General features: G+C 71.7%; 12 protein-coding genes. 2 read left to right on the forward strand and 10 right to left on the reverse strand.

Going from position 1 to position 16,454, the window contains the following annotated elements; translation table 11 throughout:
* The 3 genes from CSR00_RS12955 to CSR00_RS12965 all read right to left on the reverse strand — a co-directional run.
* Nucleotides 1–2,345 (reverse strand): UvrD-helicase domain-containing protein (locus tag CSR00_RS12955; protein ID WP_141564351.1); only part of this gene is annotated, 2,345 nt, incomplete at its 3' end.
* Nucleotides 2,345–5,734 (reverse strand): exodeoxyribonuclease V subunit gamma, encoded by a 3,390-nt coding sequence (gene recC, locus CSR00_RS12960; RefSeq protein ID WP_099022818.1) that lies wholly within the window; start codon nt 5,732–5,734, stop codon nt 2,345–2,347. The genes CSR00_RS12955 and recC, both read right to left, overlap by 1 nt.
* 81 nt (nt 5,735–5,815) lie before the next feature.
* Nucleotides 5,816–7,120 (reverse strand): cytochrome P450, encoded by a 1,305-nt coding sequence (locus tag CSR00_RS12965; RefSeq protein ID WP_099022819.1) that lies wholly within the window; start codon nt 7,118–7,120, stop codon nt 5,816–5,818.
* 216 nt (nt 7,121–7,336) lie between these two features.
* Between CSR00_RS12965 and CSR00_RS12970 the strand changes: the two genes are divergently transcribed.
* Nucleotides 7,337–7,927: a hypothetical protein gene (locus CSR00_RS12970; protein ID WP_245905984.1), complete on the forward strand. Its 591-nt coding sequence runs from the start codon at nt 7,337–7,339 to the stop codon at nt 7,925–7,927.
* An 84-nt stretch (nt 7,928–8,011) separates the two neighbouring features.
* On the opposite strand, the gene CSR00_RS12975 is transcribed toward CSR00_RS12970, so the two are convergent.
* The gene (locus CSR00_RS12975; protein ID WP_099022820.1) at nt 8,012–8,482 is read right to left on the reverse strand and encodes an SRPBCC family protein; all 471 of its coding nucleotides are present in this window, start codon (nt 8,480–8,482) and stop codon (nt 8,012–8,014) included.
* Nucleotides 8,483–8,607: 125 nt separating this feature from the next.
* Here CSR00_RS12975 and CSR00_RS12980 point away from each other — a divergent pair, with 125 nt between their 5' ends.
* A complete protein-coding gene (locus CSR00_RS12980) occupies nt 8,608–9,228 on the forward strand; it encodes a hypothetical protein (protein WP_099022821.1) in 621 nt (206 codons plus the stop codon).
* A 14-nt stretch (nt 9,229–9,242) separates the two neighbouring features.
* On the opposite strand, the gene CSR00_RS12985 is transcribed toward CSR00_RS12980, so the two are convergent.
* The 6 genes from CSR00_RS12985 to CSR00_RS13010 all read right to left on the reverse strand — a co-directional run bounded on the left by CSR00_RS12985 (nt 9,243) and on the right by CSR00_RS13010 (nt 16,411).
* Entirely contained in the window at nt 9,243–10,559 is a 1,317-nt protein-coding gene (locus CSR00_RS12985) for a maltokinase N-terminal cap-like domain-containing protein (RefSeq protein WP_099022822.1), read from the reverse strand.
* Complete coding sequence (gene treS, locus CSR00_RS12990) at nt 10,556–12,373, reverse strand: maltose alpha-D-glucosyltransferase (RefSeq protein ID WP_407662437.1); 1,818 nt, start codon at nt 12,371–12,373, stop codon at nt 10,556–10,558. The genes CSR00_RS12985 and treS overlap by 4 nt, the downstream gene beginning before the upstream one ends.
* Nucleotides 12,374–12,497: 124 nt before the next feature.
* On the reverse strand, nt 12,498–13,565 hold the full coding sequence (locus tag CSR00_RS12995) for an ABC transporter ATP-binding protein (RefSeq protein ID WP_245905985.1): 1,068 nt from the start codon (nt 13,563–13,565) through the stop codon (nt 12,498–12,500).
* The gene (locus tag CSR00_RS13000; RefSeq protein ID WP_141564353.1) at nt 13,562–14,293 is read right to left on the reverse strand and encodes an ABC transporter permease; all 732 of its coding nucleotides are present in this window, start codon (nt 14,291–14,293) and stop codon (nt 13,562–13,564) included. Before CSR00_RS13000 ends, CSR00_RS12995 begins: the two co-directional genes overlap by 4 nt.
* A gap of 83 nt (nt 14,294–14,376) precedes the next feature.
* Nucleotides 14,377–15,258: an ABC transporter permease gene (locus tag CSR00_RS13005; protein WP_099022824.1), complete on the reverse strand. Its 882-nt coding sequence runs from the start codon at nt 15,256–15,258 to the stop codon at nt 14,377–14,379.
* A 1-nt stretch (nt 15,259) separates the two neighbouring features.
* Nucleotides 15,260–16,411 (reverse strand): ABC transporter substrate-binding protein, encoded by a 1,152-nt coding sequence (locus CSR00_RS13010; RefSeq protein ID WP_099022825.1) that lies wholly within the window; start codon nt 16,409–16,411, stop codon nt 15,260–15,262.
* Nucleotides 16,412–16,454 lie beyond the last annotated feature (43 nt).

The raw sequence follows: 16,454 nt of genomic DNA on the forward strand, positions 1-16,454 counted from the left end.
GTAGGGTCGGATATGTGTATAAGAGAAAGAAGAGCGCGAGGGGGGCACCCGCACGCGAGGAGGTCCGCGGCGGGCACGGCGTCCTCCACGCTGGGTCCGCCCGCGGCCTCCCAGGACGAGAAGCACTGCAGCGCGGCCTCGTCGGTGACGGTGTCGGTGCACTGGTCGGGAACCCGCGCGGCGCCGATCGACCTGCCCCGCAGCAGCCGGGACAGCCCGCCGTGGACCTCGTCGCGGGTCGGCGCCCACCACGCGATGACCTGCGACTGCGCCCGGGTCAGCGCGACATAGGCGAAACGCAGCGCCTCCCCCGCCGACTCGGCGGCGCCGCGGGTGGACACCGCACCGAAGTCCGGGCTGCGTTTGCCCCCGACGTGCACGCATCGGGTGCCGTCGGGGTCGTGGTAGAGCACGCAGTCACGGTCGGCGACGTAGCGGTTGAACGCGAACGGCAGATACACCAGCGGGAACTGCTGGCCCTTGCTGGCCCACACGGTCATGATCTGCACGGCGGCCGACTCGCTGTCCAGGCGTCGGCTGCGCTCGGCGTCGCCGTCCTTCGGAGTGCCCCTGCTGCGCAACAGTTCGGCCAGCGCCGGCAGCGAGAGCCGGTCGCGGTGCGCGGCCTCCTGCAGCAGCTGCGACAGGTGCGCCAGGTCGGTCATGTTGCGTTCCCCGCCGGGGGCCGCCAGCACCCGGCTGCCCATGCCGGCCAGGTTCGCCGACTCGAACACCGCGGCCGCACCGTGCTGACGGGCGTGGTCGGCCCACTCCCGCAGCGTGGTCGCGATCCGATCGGTGTGCGCCTCACCGCCGGCGGCCAGCGACTGCGCGGTCTCGCCGAAGAACATCGTCAGCGCGGCCGCCCGCACCATCGCGGACCGGTGGGTCTGCTCCATGGCCTCCAACAGGCACAGCCAGTCGGCCGCCGCCGGGGAGGCGAACACATCCGAGTCGCCGTAATAGACGCACGGAATCCCGGCCCGGCCCAACGCGTCCCGGCACGCGCGGGCGTCACGGTGGTTCTCCACGATCACCGCGACGTCGCCGGCGGTCAGCGCGCGACCGGCGAAGGTGGCCCCCGAGCCGAGCAACTCGGCGAGATCGGCGGCCAGATCGCGCGGAATGTAGTCGCGCAGCTCCCCGATGGGGACGAGGTCGGTCCCGTCCCGGCCGAAGTGGTCGCGCCGCACCACGCGAAGCCGGAACGGGGCGTTGTGGGGTGCCCCGGCGAGCCGGTGGTCGTCGCGGCGGGCGGTCACGTCGCGGACCACGATGTCGGGGTCGCCGAGCTCGGTGTCGCGCAGCACCGCGTGCAGGGCGTCGACCAGTGCCCGGTCGCTGCGCCAGTTGGTGGCCAGCGTCTGTCGCGTCCCGGCGGTGTGCGCGGCCGTCAGGTAGGTGGCGATGTCCCCGCCGCGGAAGGCGTAGATGGCCTGTTTGGGATCGCCGATCAGCACCAGCGTGCAGGTTCCGGAGAACGCCCGCTCGATGACCTGCCACTGGATCGGGTCGGTGTCCTGGAACTCGTCGACCATCACGATGCGCCAGCGGCGCCGCATCCGGGCCCGGGCCGGGGCCTCGGGCGGTTCCAGCGCCTGCGCAAGCCGGCCGAGCAGGTCGTCGTAGCCCTGGATGCGCAGCCGGCGTTTGCGCGGCTCCAGCTCCGCGAGGACCCGGCGCACGAAGTCCACCCGCACCGCCGCATCGGATCCCGCCGGGGGGTCCAGCGGCCGGATCGCCGCGCCGGGGTTGGCGACCGCCTCCCGGGCCAGCGCCAGCGCGTCGTCGCGGCTCAGCGGCGGCCGGGGCTGCTGGCGGCCGAACCGCGCGAGGTAGACGTCGTCGACGATCTCGGCGGTCAGCGCGTCGAGGCTGTCGACCAGCGTCACGCCGGGATCGTTGTCTCCGGCGACGCCCAGCGATTTCAGCACCACCTGACAGAACTGGTGGGTGGTGGCGATGGTGGCGGCGTCGAAGTCGGCCAGCGCGCGCCGCAGATTGGCCGCCCGCCACAGGATCTGCTCGGTGTCTCCGCCGCCGAGGTGGGCGATCAGATCGTTGGCCGGTTCGGGTGCCGCCGCCCCGGACACCCGGCACCGCGCCCGCTCCTCGAGCGCCTCCAGCGCCTCCAGCAGCTGCCCGCGCACCCGTTCGCGCAGCTCCTGGGTCGCGGCCCGGCTGAACGTGATGAGCAGCATCTCGTCGAGGGAGGCCACCCCCTCGGCGAGGTAGCGGGTCACCAGGGCGGCCAGCACGAACGTCTTCCCCGTCCCGGCGCTGGCCTCCAGCACGGTGGTGGACGCCGGCGCCGGCAGGTCACCGAACAGATCGAAGGTGCGCATCAGTCGGCCTCCAGTTCGGCCTCGAGCATCGGCGCCCACAGCCGCGCCGCCAGTGCCCCCAGCCGGGTCGCCTCGCCGGGTACCTCCTCACCCGGGCCCGGGTGCCCGAGCAGCTCGGCCAGCGGGACCCGGCCGCCCCACGCGCGCTGCTGGGCCGCGGCGGCGTCCTCACCGTCGAACCTGCCGGAGGCCCACGCCCGCCGCGCCGGTTCGAACGGGTCGGCGCGGTCGTGGCGGGCCTCGGCCCAGGCCAGCGAGGTCTTCAGCGGCAGCGGCAACGGCTCGCGCAGGCCGGCGTCGCGGATGGCCGCCAGGTCCTCCAGCAGCGGCACCGGGTCCCGCGGGGCGGCGAACCGGCGTTCGGTGACGCGCCGGCGGCTGCGCCCGACGCACACCGCCGTCCAGTCCCGTCCCGGCTCGGCGGCGGCCAGCACGAGCAGTCGGATCCACGCCGCCAGAACGTGTTTGGCGGCCAGCGTGGAATAGGTGACCGAGACGATCCGGTCGGCGTGGATCGGGCTGACCGTGCCGGTCAGGCGCCGGCCGTGGCGCAGGGCGATGTCGGCGTCCACGGCGTGCGGTTCGCCCCGGCGATAGCCGCGGGCCGTGGCGGCCAGGCGTTCGGCGGTCTCGCAGATGGTCTTGGCCTGCCGCCAGCCCAGCTGCCCCGGCGGCAGCAGTCCGCGCCGCCATTCGGCCTGCAGCGCCCACTGCGGGTCGCGTCCGCGCAGCATGTCGTCGAGCATGCGGTCACCCACGGCCCAGGCCTGCAGGGCGTCGATCTCGACCGGGATCACGTCCTCGACGGTCTCGGTGTCCGCCGGAAGCGCCACGTCGAAGCCCCGGAAGAAGCCGCGCACCGGGTCGGCGAAGAAGTCCAGCAGCTCCGCCAGTCCCACATCGGCCCCCGTCGGCGGGGCCCGCAGCGGTTCGCTCAGAAACGTTTTCGAGGCGTCCGCTGCGACGGAGCGGCCGGCGGCGGCCTCGGCGGCCACCAGCGCGGTCGGATCGAAGGTGAAGGGGCCCGCGGTGCCCAGCGCGCCGGGGGTGACGTTGCGGACGTCGAAGGGCTGCAGCGGATGGTGCACCACGATCCCGTGCCCGGCCGCACCGTCCCCCGCGCCCCCGCGCACCGGGCGCATGGTGGTGCGGTCGAGGGTGTCGAGGACCTCGGCCAGGGGCACGCAGGGCGGCATCGGCCGACCGGTGTGTTCGTCGGCCCCGGTGTAGGTGATGACCAGGCGTTCGGTGGTGGCAGTGATCGCGTCGAGCAGCAGCTGGCGGTCCTCGGAGCGGATGTCGCGTTCACCGGTCACCGGTTCGCGGGCCAGCACGTCGTCACCGTCGGCGGTGCCCTGCCGGGGAAACAGTCCGTCGTCCAGCCCAACCAGGCACACCACCCGGTGCGGCACCGAGCGCATCGGCACCATGGTGCACACGGTCAGTGTCCCGCTGCGGAAGTTGGCGCGGGTCGGGCGGCCGGCCAGGTGCCGCTCCAGCAGCGAGCGGATGTCGTTGAGCCGCATGGGTGTGGGGTCCCACGAACCGGCCTGCTCGAGGATGTCGGCGAACTCCCGCTGCAGCTGGCCCAGCTGCCAGCCGTCGTCCGCGCCGAGGGCGGCCAGGCGCACCACTCCCGCACCGAGCAGGTCGAGCCATTCGGACAGCGGCCGCACGCCGGTCAGCGAGTCGGCCACCGCGGTGAGCCGGTCGACGAATTCGGCCAGCCGGCCCGCCAGGTCGACGTGATTGCTGCCGACGTCGTCGAGCGGCAGGGTGGTGTCCAGCCAGCCCTGCGAGTCGTCGGACATCGCCACCCCGCACAGCACCCGGTCCAGCCCGAAACGCCAGGTGTTGTGCACGAAGTCGCCCAGGCCGAACGGGTTTCGATGCTCGCGGTCGAATCCCCACCGGATGCCGGACTCGCCCACCCAGCGGGTCACGACGTCGATGTCGTCGTCGGTGAATCCGAACCGGGCGCGCACCGGCGGCGTCTCGGCGATGTTGAGGACCTCGCTGGCCGAGGCGCGGCCCCCGACCAGGCCGAGCACCTGAGCCACCAGCGCCAGCAGCGGGTTGGTCTGGGCCGGCGAGCGGTCGGCCAGCCGCACCCGCAGCCGGTGGGCGGGATGTCCCCCGGCGGCCTCCCCGAGGCCGAAACCCGCGACGATCAACGGCGCGTAGGTCTCGATGTCGGGGCACATCACCAGGATGTCGCGCGGCGACAGGGTGGGATCGTCGGCCAGGGCGCCCAGCAGCACGTCGCGCAGGACCTCGACCTGACGCGCGGGCCCGTGACAGCTGTGGACCTGCACCGAACGGTCACCGGCGGCCAGCACCCGGCCGTCGGGACGCACCGCGTTGGCGGCGATGTCGGCCTGCAGCCAGCTCAACAGGGTGTCGCGGCGGGGCGGCGGGCCGAGATCCTCGTCGGTGACCCCCGGCGATCCGGTGCCCGGCAGCGTGGACTGCAGCTCGCGCAGGTCCCGCCCCAGGGTGGCCAGCAGCGGGTGGCGGGCCGCGTGGTGGCCGGTGTCGCGGGCGCGAGGCAGTGGGCCGCGCCGGTCGGCCAGCGCCGACCAGAGGTCTTCGCTGGGGTGCGGCAGCCACAGGTGCAGCTCGTGGTGGGTCGCCAGGGCCTCCAACAGTTCGATGTCGGTACGCGCCAGCCGGGTGTGCCCGAACAACGACAACCGGGCGGGCAGCGCGACGGGGCCCTGCCGCAGCCGGGCCAGCGTCGCGGCGTGGCGCAGGTGCGGCGGTTCGACGCCCACCCGGGTGGCGCAGACCCGGTCGACCACGGCACGCCACAGCGCGGGCTGCCAGTCCAGGTCGGCGTCGAGCCGGTTGCCCAGGCCGTCGGTCGGATCCTCGGCCAGCCAGTCGGCCGGCATCTGCGGGCGCTGCGCCGTGTAGGAGGCGAACAGCCCCGCCAGGCGGCGGGCCACCGCGTACCGCCGTCCCCGCCGCAGCTCGGCCTCCGCGCCGTCGTGCAGACGGCCCAGGTGCGCGGCCAGGCCCGCCCACCACGGCCGGCCCTCGGCGTCATCGGCGTGCTGGTCGAGGCTCTCGTCGATGGCGGCCATCACGGGCCAGGTCAGGGCCTCGGGGGCCCACGGGTCGCCATCGGGGTCGTCGCGGGTGGCGGCGGTGATCTCGGTGATCAGGGACCGCGGTGACCGGAACGACACACCCGCGCACACGCCGTCGGCGTCGGTCCCGGCCCCCAGCGCGTGCGAGAGCCGCTGGCTCAGCCAGCGCTCCACCCCCCGGGCGGGGACCAGCACCAGCTCCGGGGCGAACGGGTCGCCGGCCGGCCGGCTCAGCAGTGCGGCCAGGCCGTCGGCCAGCAGGTCGGTGCGCTCGGCTCGATGGATGTGGAAACCCACCGGCCTCCCCCTTCCGCTGACCGACCATCGGGACACCCACGGTATCCAAGCCGACCGACGTCAGCGGTGAGCCGGTCGGGCTCAGCCCGGCGACCAGGCCACCGGCAGGCGTTTGATGCCGTGGATGAACGGCGAGCGCAGGATCGCCGGCTCCTCGGCCGCCACGATGTCGGGCACCCGGTGGCGCAGTTCCTCGAAGGCCACCCGGATCTCGCGGCGGGCCAGGTTGGCCCCGAGACAGAAATGCGCTCCGCCCGCCCCGTATCCGACGTGGTGATTGGGGTCGCGTGCGATGTCGAACCGCCACGGGTTGTCGAAGTGCGTCTCGTCGCGGTTGGCCGACGCGTACCACATCGACACCTTGTCGCCGGCCTTCATCGCCACCCCGCCCAGCTCGACGTCCTCGGTGAGGTTGCGCCGCATGAAGATCACCGGGGAGGCCCACCGGACGATCTCCTCGACCGCCGAGACGGCCAGCCCGTCGAAGTCGGCCCACCACCTGGCGCGCTCGTCGGGGTAGCGGGTGAGCGCGACCATCCCGTGGCTGATGGCGTTGCGGGTGGTCTCGTTGCCCGCGGCCGACAGCAGGATGAAGAACGAGCCGACCTCCGTCGAGCTCAGCCGCTCCCCGTCGACCTCGGCCTCGACCAGGTTGGTGGTCAGGTCGTCGCCGGGGTGCGACCGGCGGGATTCGGCCAGCCCGGTGCCGTATTCGGCGAGCTGCAGGACCGCGGAGACGACGGTGTCGAAGTCGCCGGCCACCTCGTCGTCGCCGGCCCCCAGGATGACGTTGGTCAGATGGAAGACCATCGGTTCGTCCTCCTCGGGGATGCCCATCATGTCGCAGATGATCTGCAGCGGCAGCGGGCCCGACACCGAGGCGACGAAGTCGGCGCGGCCGTCGGGATGGTCGGCGAGCATGTCGGCGACCAGCCGCCGCGACCGGTCGCGCACACTCTGCTCGATCCGGGCCACCATCTTCGGCGTGAACGCCCGGTTGACGATCGAACGCAGCCGCTGGTGGCGGGGATCGTCGAGGTTGATCATCGATCCGCTGAACTCGGCGATCTCGGGCGCCACGTCGGACAACGACACACTGGTGGGGATGGAGCTGAAGATCTCGGGGTGCCGACTGGCGAAATGCACGTCGTCGAACCGCGTCAACGCCCAGTGCCCGGCGCCGGTGGTGAAGCCGGAGATGGGCGGTGCCTCGAAGAAGGCGATCGGCGCCTCGCGGCGCAGCGTCGCGAACGCCCCGTCGCGGTAGTCCTCGTCGCGGCCCCAGAACTCCACCGCGCCCAGGTCGATGTCGGAGAGCGGCACCTGCGGTGGTGGGGCGCCGTTCTCTCGCGGTGCGATGCCGGCGCGGTTCGTTGCCACGGTCATGGTCCTACCTCCTGCGCCCGAGTGTGACAGCCCTCACAGGGCTTGCCTAGGGTCGACCGGTACCCGGATTCGCGACGTTTCTCCGTGACCGGCCCGCCGTCCGCGCAAAAATCCGGCGACACCCGGCGTGGCGCACGGGGGGCCGTCGGGATTTCGTGATAAAGCAGAGACCTGGAAGCCCGCGACACCGCGGGCGTTGTCTGGGACCCTCGAGCGGTGACGCACCGCCCGAGGAGTCTGCGCGCTCCGTTCGCTCTCGCCTCGGTTCTCGTCCTGATCGTGGGTGTCGTCGCCGCCGCGACGGCCCTGCACCACGCCCGCGTCGGCTTCGACGAACAGTCCCGCACCCTCGCCGTCGGTGACTGCGTGATCATGACCTCGACCCCGGCCTCGCCCCCGGCCGGGCAGACCGCCGGGCCGGCCGCGGTCACGGCGCACCGGGCACCGTGCAACGCCGACCCCAGCTACACCATCGGCGCGCTGACCGGCGCGGCGGGCGCATGCCCCAGCAGCGAGTACCAGCACTTCCCGGCCCCGGCCGCCGACGCGCGGACCGCCGCCCTGTGCCTGGTGCCCAACCTGCTCGCCGAGCACTGCTATCTGCTGCAGATGCCGATGGGTCTGGTCAGCAGGGCCGAGTGCGTGGCCCCCGGCACCTCCGGCGCCGACGCCGCCACCGGCGTGCTGGTCCAGGTCACCAACCGGTTGGAGGTGCGCGATCAGCGGGCGTGCCCGACGGAGGTCGGCCACTACGTCTGGCCGTATCCGTCTCCGGCGCGCACCTACTGCACGCTGACGGTGTCCTGAACCCCGAGCATCGATATCGATACAGACGTGATGCCGGTGTTCCCGCCGCTTCGGGCGGCATGACGTCTGACTCGATGCGCGAGATCAGCCCTCGGCCTCGACGACGGCCTTGATGCGCCTCAGGGTGGTCTCCATGTCCCGGAGGTTGCGGCGCTTGCGCAGCTGACCGCCGAACACGCCGAACAGGGTGGTCAACGGGGAGGAGGCCATCCGGAACGACTCGGTCACGTCGGTCTCGTCGGAGGTCTCGTCGCCGACCGGGTCGAAGCGGTAGTGCCAATTGTTGACCGGCCGGTCCCCCACCAGCACCTCGAAGCCGAACTCGCGGCCCGGTTCGCACGCGGTGACCCGGCACGTCGTCCAGTACACCGGCCCGATCTCGTTGCGTTTGACGTGGCCGCGGAACTTCGCGCCCAGCGTCGGGCCGTCCGCGCCGTCGAGCCATTCGGATTCGAAGACCTCCGGCGAGAACCGGCCGGTGTTGCGCACATCGGCCACCAGGTTCCAGATCTGTTCGGCCGGGGCGTTCATCCGCACTGTCACCGATCCCTGCATGCGCCGATGATAGGCGCCGCAACCCCACCTTTTTCGGGGCATTGCCCCGCAGCCTTTGGCGGAGGACGATGAAAAACGTCCCGGCGGCGCCGTCGCGACGCTGCCCCTGACGATGGAGGCAGAGAATGCATGCCCGTAGTTCCACGATCCACGCACGGTCCTCGGCCATCGACGCCGGACTCGGCTACATCCGCGACACCGTGATGCCGGCGCTGTCCGGGCTCGACGGCTACGTCGGGCTGTCGCTTCTGGTCGACCGGCTCACCGGCCGGTGCATCGCCACCACCGCCTGGCAGTCCGAGGAGGCGCTCAACGCCAGCCGGCATCCCACCAGGGCGCTGCGGGACCGGGCCGCCGAGATCCTGGGCGGCAGCCCCACCGTCGACGAGTGGGAGATCGCCGCGCTGCACCGCCACCACCGCTCCCGGGAGGGTGCCTGCGTGCGGGTGACCTGGGCCCGGGTCGAACCCGAGCAGGCCGACCGCGCCGTCGACGGCTACCGGATGGCCACCATCCCGGCCCTGGAGGAGCTCGACGGTTTCTGCAGCGCCAGTCTGCTCGTCGACCGCGAGTCCGGTTTCGGGGTGGCCTCGGTGACCTTCGACAGCGTCCTGGCGATGCGACGCGGCCGGATCGCCACCGACGCGATCAAGGTCGCGACGGTGCGCGACACCGGCGCCGAGATCCTCGACGAATGCGAGTTCGACCTGGCGCTGGCGCACCTGCGGGTGCCCGAGATGGCCTGACCGCACCGGCCGGGTCAGCCCACCAGCCGCTTGATCGAGCGCAGCGGGATCGGCAGCCAGGCGGGGCGGTAGCGCGCCTCGTAGGCGGCCTCGTAGACGGCCTTGTCCAGCTCGTAGGCCGCCAGCAGGTCCGCGGCCCGGCGTGGATCGACACCGCCGGCGGCGGCGTATCCCTCACAGAACGCCTCGCTGTTGCGTTCGATCCACTGCCGGGCACGCGCGGCGAGCTGCTTGTCGCCGCTGTCGCCCTGGCCGACCAGCGGCTGGTAGGCCGCGTACTCGTAGGACCGCAACATCCCGGCCACGTCGCGCAGCGGTGAATCGGGCCTGCGCCGCTCCTCCAGCGGCGCACCGGGTTCACCCTCGAAGTCGATCACCAGCCAGGTCTCGGGGGTTCGCAGCACCTGGCCCAGGTGCAGGTCGCCGTGGACCCGCTGAACGGTCATCGGCTCGCCGGCCAGCTTGGCGAACCTCTCTTCGATCGCCGGGCGGTACTCCTCCAGTTCGGGCAGCACCGCCACGGCGGCGGCCAGCCGCTGCAACGGCGTCTCCGGCGCGAACTGCGCGGTGCCGGTGCCCAGCTCGTCGGCCAGCGCCAGGTGAACCGAGGCGACCGCCTCCCCGAGCCGGAAGGACTCCCCGGCGAAATCGCCGCCCACCTCGTCGGCGTAGAGATCGCCCTCGGCGTAGAGGTCGCGGGCGCTGGCGGTGGCCATGTCCCATCCCTCGGCCGAGTTGGCGGCGAACTCGGTGACCATGCCCAGCGGGCAGGGTTGGCCGTCCCACGTCGTGTCGAACGTTCCCAGCAGCCGCGCGACGTACGGGTTGCCCGCACGGCCGAGCACGCGGTTGATCTCGATGTCGGGGTTGATGCCCGGACTGATCCGGCGGAAGACCTTCAGGATGGCCCGCTGGTCGAAGATCACGCTGGTGTTGCTCTGCTCGGCCCCCGACACCCGCGCCGGGGCGTCGACGGGCAGCGTCACGTCGGGTTCGCGCTGGAACGTCACCTCGCCGACCGGCCGGGACGCGTCGATCAGTGAGAGCAGGTACGAGGCGGCGTGGTGGTCGTAGAGCGCGTCATAGCCGATGCGGTCGTGGTCGGCGCCGATGGTGGCCACGGCGCTGTACTCGGCCAGCGGTTCGGAATCCCACTTCACCAGGACCTGGTAGCGCTCGGAGGCCCCGTCGGCGTAGACCGCCTCCACCAGCATCAGGTCCAGATCGGCGCGCAGCGGCGTCACCGAGACCGGCTCGGCCGAGGACAGCTCGCGTCCCCGTCCCGCGTACCAGCGTTGTTCGGGCAGCCATTCGAGGAAGGGCAGACTCACGGGGCCACCCCCCTCGACGCGTCGCCGGCACCGTCGAGCTGGCACAGCTGGAACCAGTAGAAGCCGTGCCCGGGCAGGGTGAGCAGATAAGGCAGTTGTCCGATACGCGGAAACGGTACCCGCCCGGTCAGCTCGACCGGGGTATATCCGCTCCACGGCTGCAGATCGAGTTCGATCGGCTGGGGGAAGCGGGACAGGTTGTTGACGCACAGGACGATGTCGGTAAACCCGTCGACCCCGCCGGCGCCCTCCTCGACATCCTCGCGCACGTAGGCCAGCACCGAGGGGTTGGAGCCGCCGAGTTCCCGGAAGGTGCCGGTGGCGAACGCCTGGTGCTTGCGCCGGACCGCGAGCATGGTGCGCGTCCAGTTCATCAGCGACGTCGAACTGTCCAGCTGCGCTTCGACGTTCACCGACTGGTAGCCGTAGATGGCGTCCTGGTTCGGGGGCAGGTAGAGCCGGCCCGGTGTCGCCTTCGAGAAGCCGGCGTTGCGGTCCGGGGTCCACTGCATCGGGGTACGCACACTGTCGCGGTCACCGAGCCAGATGATGTCGCCCATCCCGATCTCGTCGCCGTAGTAGAGCACCGGGGACCCCGGCAGCGACAACAGCATCGCCGTGAAGAGCTCGATCTGGTTGCGGTCGTTCTCCAGCAGCGGGGCCAGCCGCCGGCGGATCCCGACGTTGGCCTTCATCCGGGGGTCCTTGGCGTACTCCGCGTACATGTAGTCGCGTTCTTCGTCGGTGACCATCTCCAGCGTCAACTCGTCGTGGTTGCGCAGGAAGATGCCCCACTGGGCCATGTCCGGGATCGGCGGCGTCTGGGCGAGGATCTCCGAGATCGGGAACCGCGACTCGCGCCGCACGGCCATGAAGATGCGCGGCATCAGCGGGAAGTGGAACGCCATGTGGCACTCGTCGCCACCGGTGTCGGGGTCACCGAAGTACTCGACGACGTCCGCGGGCCACTGGTTGGCCTCCGCGAGCAGCACCCGGCCGGGGAACTCGTCGTCGATCACCTTGCGGCAGTGTTTGAGGAAGGCGTGGGTCTCCGGGAGGTTCTCGCAGTTGGTGCCCTCCCGTTCGAACAGGTACGGCACGGCGTCCAGGCGGAAACCGTCGATGCCCAGGCTCAGCCAGAACCGCAGCACGTCGATCATCGCCTCCTGCACCGCGGGGTTCTCGTAGTTGAGATCCGGCTGGTGGGAGAAGAACCGGTGCCAGTAGAACTGGCGGCGGACCGGGTCGAAGGTCCAGTTGGACTCCTCGGTGTCGACGAAGATGATCCGCGCGTCGGCGTAGGGCTCGCTGGTGTCGCTCCACACGAAGAAGTCGCCGTAGGGGCCGTCCGGGTCGCGGCGCGACTCCTGGAACCAGGGATGGGTGTCGGAGGTGTGGTTCATCACCAGGTCGGTGATCACCCGGATGCCGCGGCTGTGCGCCTCGTCGAGCAGCGCGACGAAATCCTCCACCGTGCCGAATTCCGGCAGCACCCGGTAGAAGTCGCGGATGTCGTAGCCGCCGTCGCGCAGCGGCGAGTCGTAGAACGGGGGCAGCCACAGGCAGTCCACGCCGAGCCACTGCAGATAGTCGAGCTTCTCGATCAGCCCGCGCAGCTCGCCGATTCCGTCGGCGTTGGAATCGTAGAAGGCCCGCACCAGGACCTCGTAGAACACCGCTTTCTTGAACCAGGTCCGGTCCGCGGGAAGCGAGCGCGCGGTCGCGAAATCGTCCGACGACGGGTGCTCGACCAGTCCGTCCTCGACGTGGCTGCCCTCCGTCGGGTCGGGCGGGCTGGGGTCTTGTTCGGTCACGTCCATCTCTCCATCACTACCCCACTCGCCGTCGGCCCAACCGTCCGCTTTCGAGCCTGGCCCATTCCGGTGGATCTCGCATCCGGCCCCGGGATCTAGGACTGGGATCTGGGACTGGGATCGGTCAGGCCGGGTTCTCGACGACCAGCACCGGCGCCGGCGCCACGGCCACCGCGACCACGGCGCCGGGCCGCAGCGCCGCCGAGGCCGACGACGGCATCTGGGCGACCAGCGAGGTGCCGTCCGGCAGCACCGCGCTGACCCGCGACACCGGCCCGAGGAAGGAGACCCCCGAAACCGTCGCGCCGCCCGGCAGATCGGGGCCGGCCGGGACGCTCACCGCGATCGACTCCGGGCGCACCATCGCCACTCCGGGGCCCGACGCGATCGATCCGGGCAGCACCGGGACGTCCGCTCCGAGCACCCGGGCCTGCCCGCCGGCGACGGTGGCGGCGATCTTGTTGTTCAGCCCGACGAAGTCGGCGACGAACGCGGTGGCCGGGCGCTCGTAGAGCTCGGCCGGGGCGGCGATCTGCTCCAGCGTGCCCAGGCTCATCACCCCCACCCGATCGGCGACGGCCAGCGCCTCCTCCTGGTCGTGGGTGACGAACAGCGTCGTCGTCCCCACTTCCAGCTGCACGCGGCGGATCTCGTCGCGCAGCTGCACCCGCACCTTGGCGTCCAGCGCCGACAACGGTTCGTCGAGCAACAGCACCCGCGGCTGAATCGCCAGCGCCCGGGCCAGCGCGACGCGCTGCTGCTGGCCACCGGAGAGCTGGTCGGGATACTTGCTCCGGTGCTCGGCCAGCCCGACCAGCTCCAGCATCTCGGCGGCCCGCGTGGCACGGCGTTGCCCGCCCTGACCCCGCAGCTTCAGCCCGAACGCGACGTTGTCGAGCACCGTCAGATGCGGGAACAGGCTGTAGGCCTGGAAGACCATGCCCATGTCCCGCTTGTTGGCCGGCACCGCGGTGATGTCGTGGCCGTCGACGGCCACCGTGCCCGACGTCGGTTCGTCGAGCCCGGCGAGGATGCGCAGTGCGGTGGTCTTGCCGCAGCCCGAGGGGCCCAGCAGGGCCACCAGCTCGCCGGGCCGCAGGTGCAGGCTGAACCCGTCGAGGGCCTTGACCGGTCCGTAGACCCGGGTCAGCCCGGTCAGATCGACGGCCACCCCGGCCCGTTCGGTGCTCACGGCTTGCCTCCCGCCGCGACGGGCACGGCGCCGGCCCCGGCGCGCCGCCTGCCGCGGCCGCCCACCAGGGACAGACCCAGCAGCAGCACGAAGCCGAAGAGCAGCACCGCCAGCGAGGCCGCCACCGACGTCGGGCCGTCGGTCTTGCCGATGGCCACGATCTGCACCTGCAACGTCTGATAGCCCGACAGCGAGGCGATGGTGTATTCGCCGAGCACCACCGCGATCGAGATGAACGCCGCCGAGAGGATGCCCGCCCAGATGTTGGGCACCACCACCCGGGTGATGGTGGTGCCCCAGCCGGCGCCCAGCGAGCGGCCCGCCTCCGACAGGGTGCGCAGGTCGATCGAGGACAGGGCGCCGTCGAGGGCGCGGTAGGCGAACGGCAGCACCACGATCACGTAGACGAACGTCAGCGTCAGGGCCGACTCCCCGAGGAAGTACGTCACCCACAGGTAGACGTTGCGCAGCCCCACGACGATGACCAGCGCCGGGATGGTCAGGGGCAGCAGGCACAGGAACTCCACCGCGCCCTTGGCCCACGGTGCCCGCAGCCGCACCCAGATCATCGTCGGCAGCAGCAGGACCAGCATCACCACCACGGTCAGCACCGCCAGCGACAGCGACACGACGATCGAGGCGTACAGCGCGTCGTCCTCGACGAGGTTGCGCCAGGCCTGCAGCGTGCGCCCGCCGGCCAGCAGGTTGCGGGTGCTGAAATCGGCCATCGCGTACAGGGGGAACAGGAAGAACAGCCCGAACCCGGCGAACAGCACGGCCCGCACCAGGCCCGAGCCCACCCCGGCGCGCCTCACCGCACCCACCTCGCGGTGCGGCGCAGCAGCGCGTTGTAGGCGATCATCACCACGGCCACCACGAGCACCATCTCCAGTGCGAGCGCGTAGGCGAACCCGGACTGCCCGAGCACCACCTCGCTGGTCAGCGCCGAGCGGATGAGCAGCGGCACGATCGGGCTGCCCTGGCTGACCAGGGCCGCCGCGGTGGCGTAGGCGGCGAAGGCGTTGGCGAACAGCAACAGCACACCACCCAGGAACGCCGGCGTCAGCAACGGCACGGCCACCTCACGCCAGTACTGCCAGGTGGAGGCGCCCAGGCTGACCGCGGCCTCCCGCCACTGCTCGCGCAGGCCGGCCACCGACGGGAGGAACACGATCACCATCAGCGGGATCTGGAAATAGGTGTAGACCAGCACCAGGCCGGACAGGCTGTACAGCCACCCGCCGGCGGCCAGATCCCACCCCAGATGCTGCTGCACCCACAGCGTCAGCACACCGTTGAGCCCGACCGTGGCCAGGAACGCGAAGGCCAACGCGACGCCGCCGAACTGGGCCAGCACACTGCACATCGCCAGCACCGCACGGCGGAACACGGAGGTGGCCGCGGTGCCGGCGATCAGCCAGGCCAACACCGCACCCAGCCCGGCCCCCAGGATCGCGGTGCTGCCCGACAGCACCAGGCTGCGCCACAGCGCCAGCAACGCGGTGTCGGTGAACAGGGCCCCGACCCGCCGCAGCGTGAACCCGCCGTCGGAGACGAACGCGCTGACGATCACCGTGACCGTGGGGACGATCAGGAACACCGCGACGAAGGCGACGAACGGCACCAACGGGAGACCGCTGCGCACGCGCGCCCAGTCGGCGCGCCCCCGGCCCGTGCGGCCCGCGCTACGCACGTCAGCCGATCGCCTTGGCCCAGTTGTCCGCGAGGTACTCGGAGGCCTTCTCGGTCTGCTCGGGGGTCAGGATGGTCACGGGCCCGTCGATGGCCGGCAGCTCCCGGGCGGCGGCCGGGTCGATGGTGCCCGCGGAGATCATCGCGTCGGCCCGCACCGGACGCACGCCGCCCTCGGCGAACAGATTCTGGCCCTCGTCGCTGTAGAGGAACTCCTGCCACAGCCGCGCCGCCGCCGGATGCGGGGCGTCGGCGTTGATGGCCTGGTAGTAGTACCCGGCCACGGCGGCATCCGGGGGAACGACGACCTGCCAGCTCGGCAGTTTCTTGGTCTCGCCGGCGTTGAGGTAGTTCCAGTCGATCACCACCGGCGTCTGACCGGACTCGATGGTGGCCGGCGTCGGGTCGACCGGCAGGAAGTTGCCGGCCTGCTTGAGCCTGGCGAAGAAGTCGACGCCCGGGGCGATGTCGTCGGCGGAGCCGCCCTGCGACAGCGCGACCATCACCACCCCGGAGAAGGCGGCCCCGGCCTGGGTCGGATCGCCGTTGAGCGCCACCTTGCCGCGGTACTCCGGCTTGAGCAGGTCGTCGACCCCGGTCACCGGCGGGACCTTCGCCGAGTCGAACCCGATGGACATGTAGCCGCCGTAGTCGTTGACCCAGGCGCCGTCGGCGTCCTTCAGCTCGGCCGGGATGGTGTCGAACGTCGCGACCTTGTAGGGCGCGAACATGTCGGTGTTGGCCAGCGCGACCGACTGTCCCAGGTCGAACACGTCGGGTGCGCTGCTCTTGCCCTTCTGCTGGTCGGCGGCGTTGATCTCCTCCTGGCTGGCCGCGTCGGGCTGGGCGGAGTTCACCGTGATCCCGTACTTGTCCTCGAACGCCTTGATGATCGCGCCGTAGTTGGCCCAGTCCGGGGGCAGCGCGATGACGTTGAGCTGGCCCTCGTCCTTGGCGGCGGCCACGAGCCCGTCCATGCCGCCGAAGTCCTGCGCCGACGTCGCCGTCGCCGCGTCGCTGTCGGAGCTGCTCTTCTCCGGCGGGGCGCAGGCCACCAGCCCCGCGGAGAGCCCGACCGAAAGCAGTGCGGAGGCCGCCAGCGCGAGCGCGCGGGCGGTCACGGACGGAGCTGGACCACGCCGGGGTGTCGTCATGGCCCGACCCTCCGATGGGCAGGAGACCACCGGGTGACGCCAC

This window comes from Mycolicibacterium palauense (assembly GCF_002592005.1).
GTDB classification, from domain to species: Bacteria; Actinomycetota; Actinomycetes; order Mycobacteriales; family Mycobacteriaceae; genus Mycobacterium; species Mycobacterium palauense.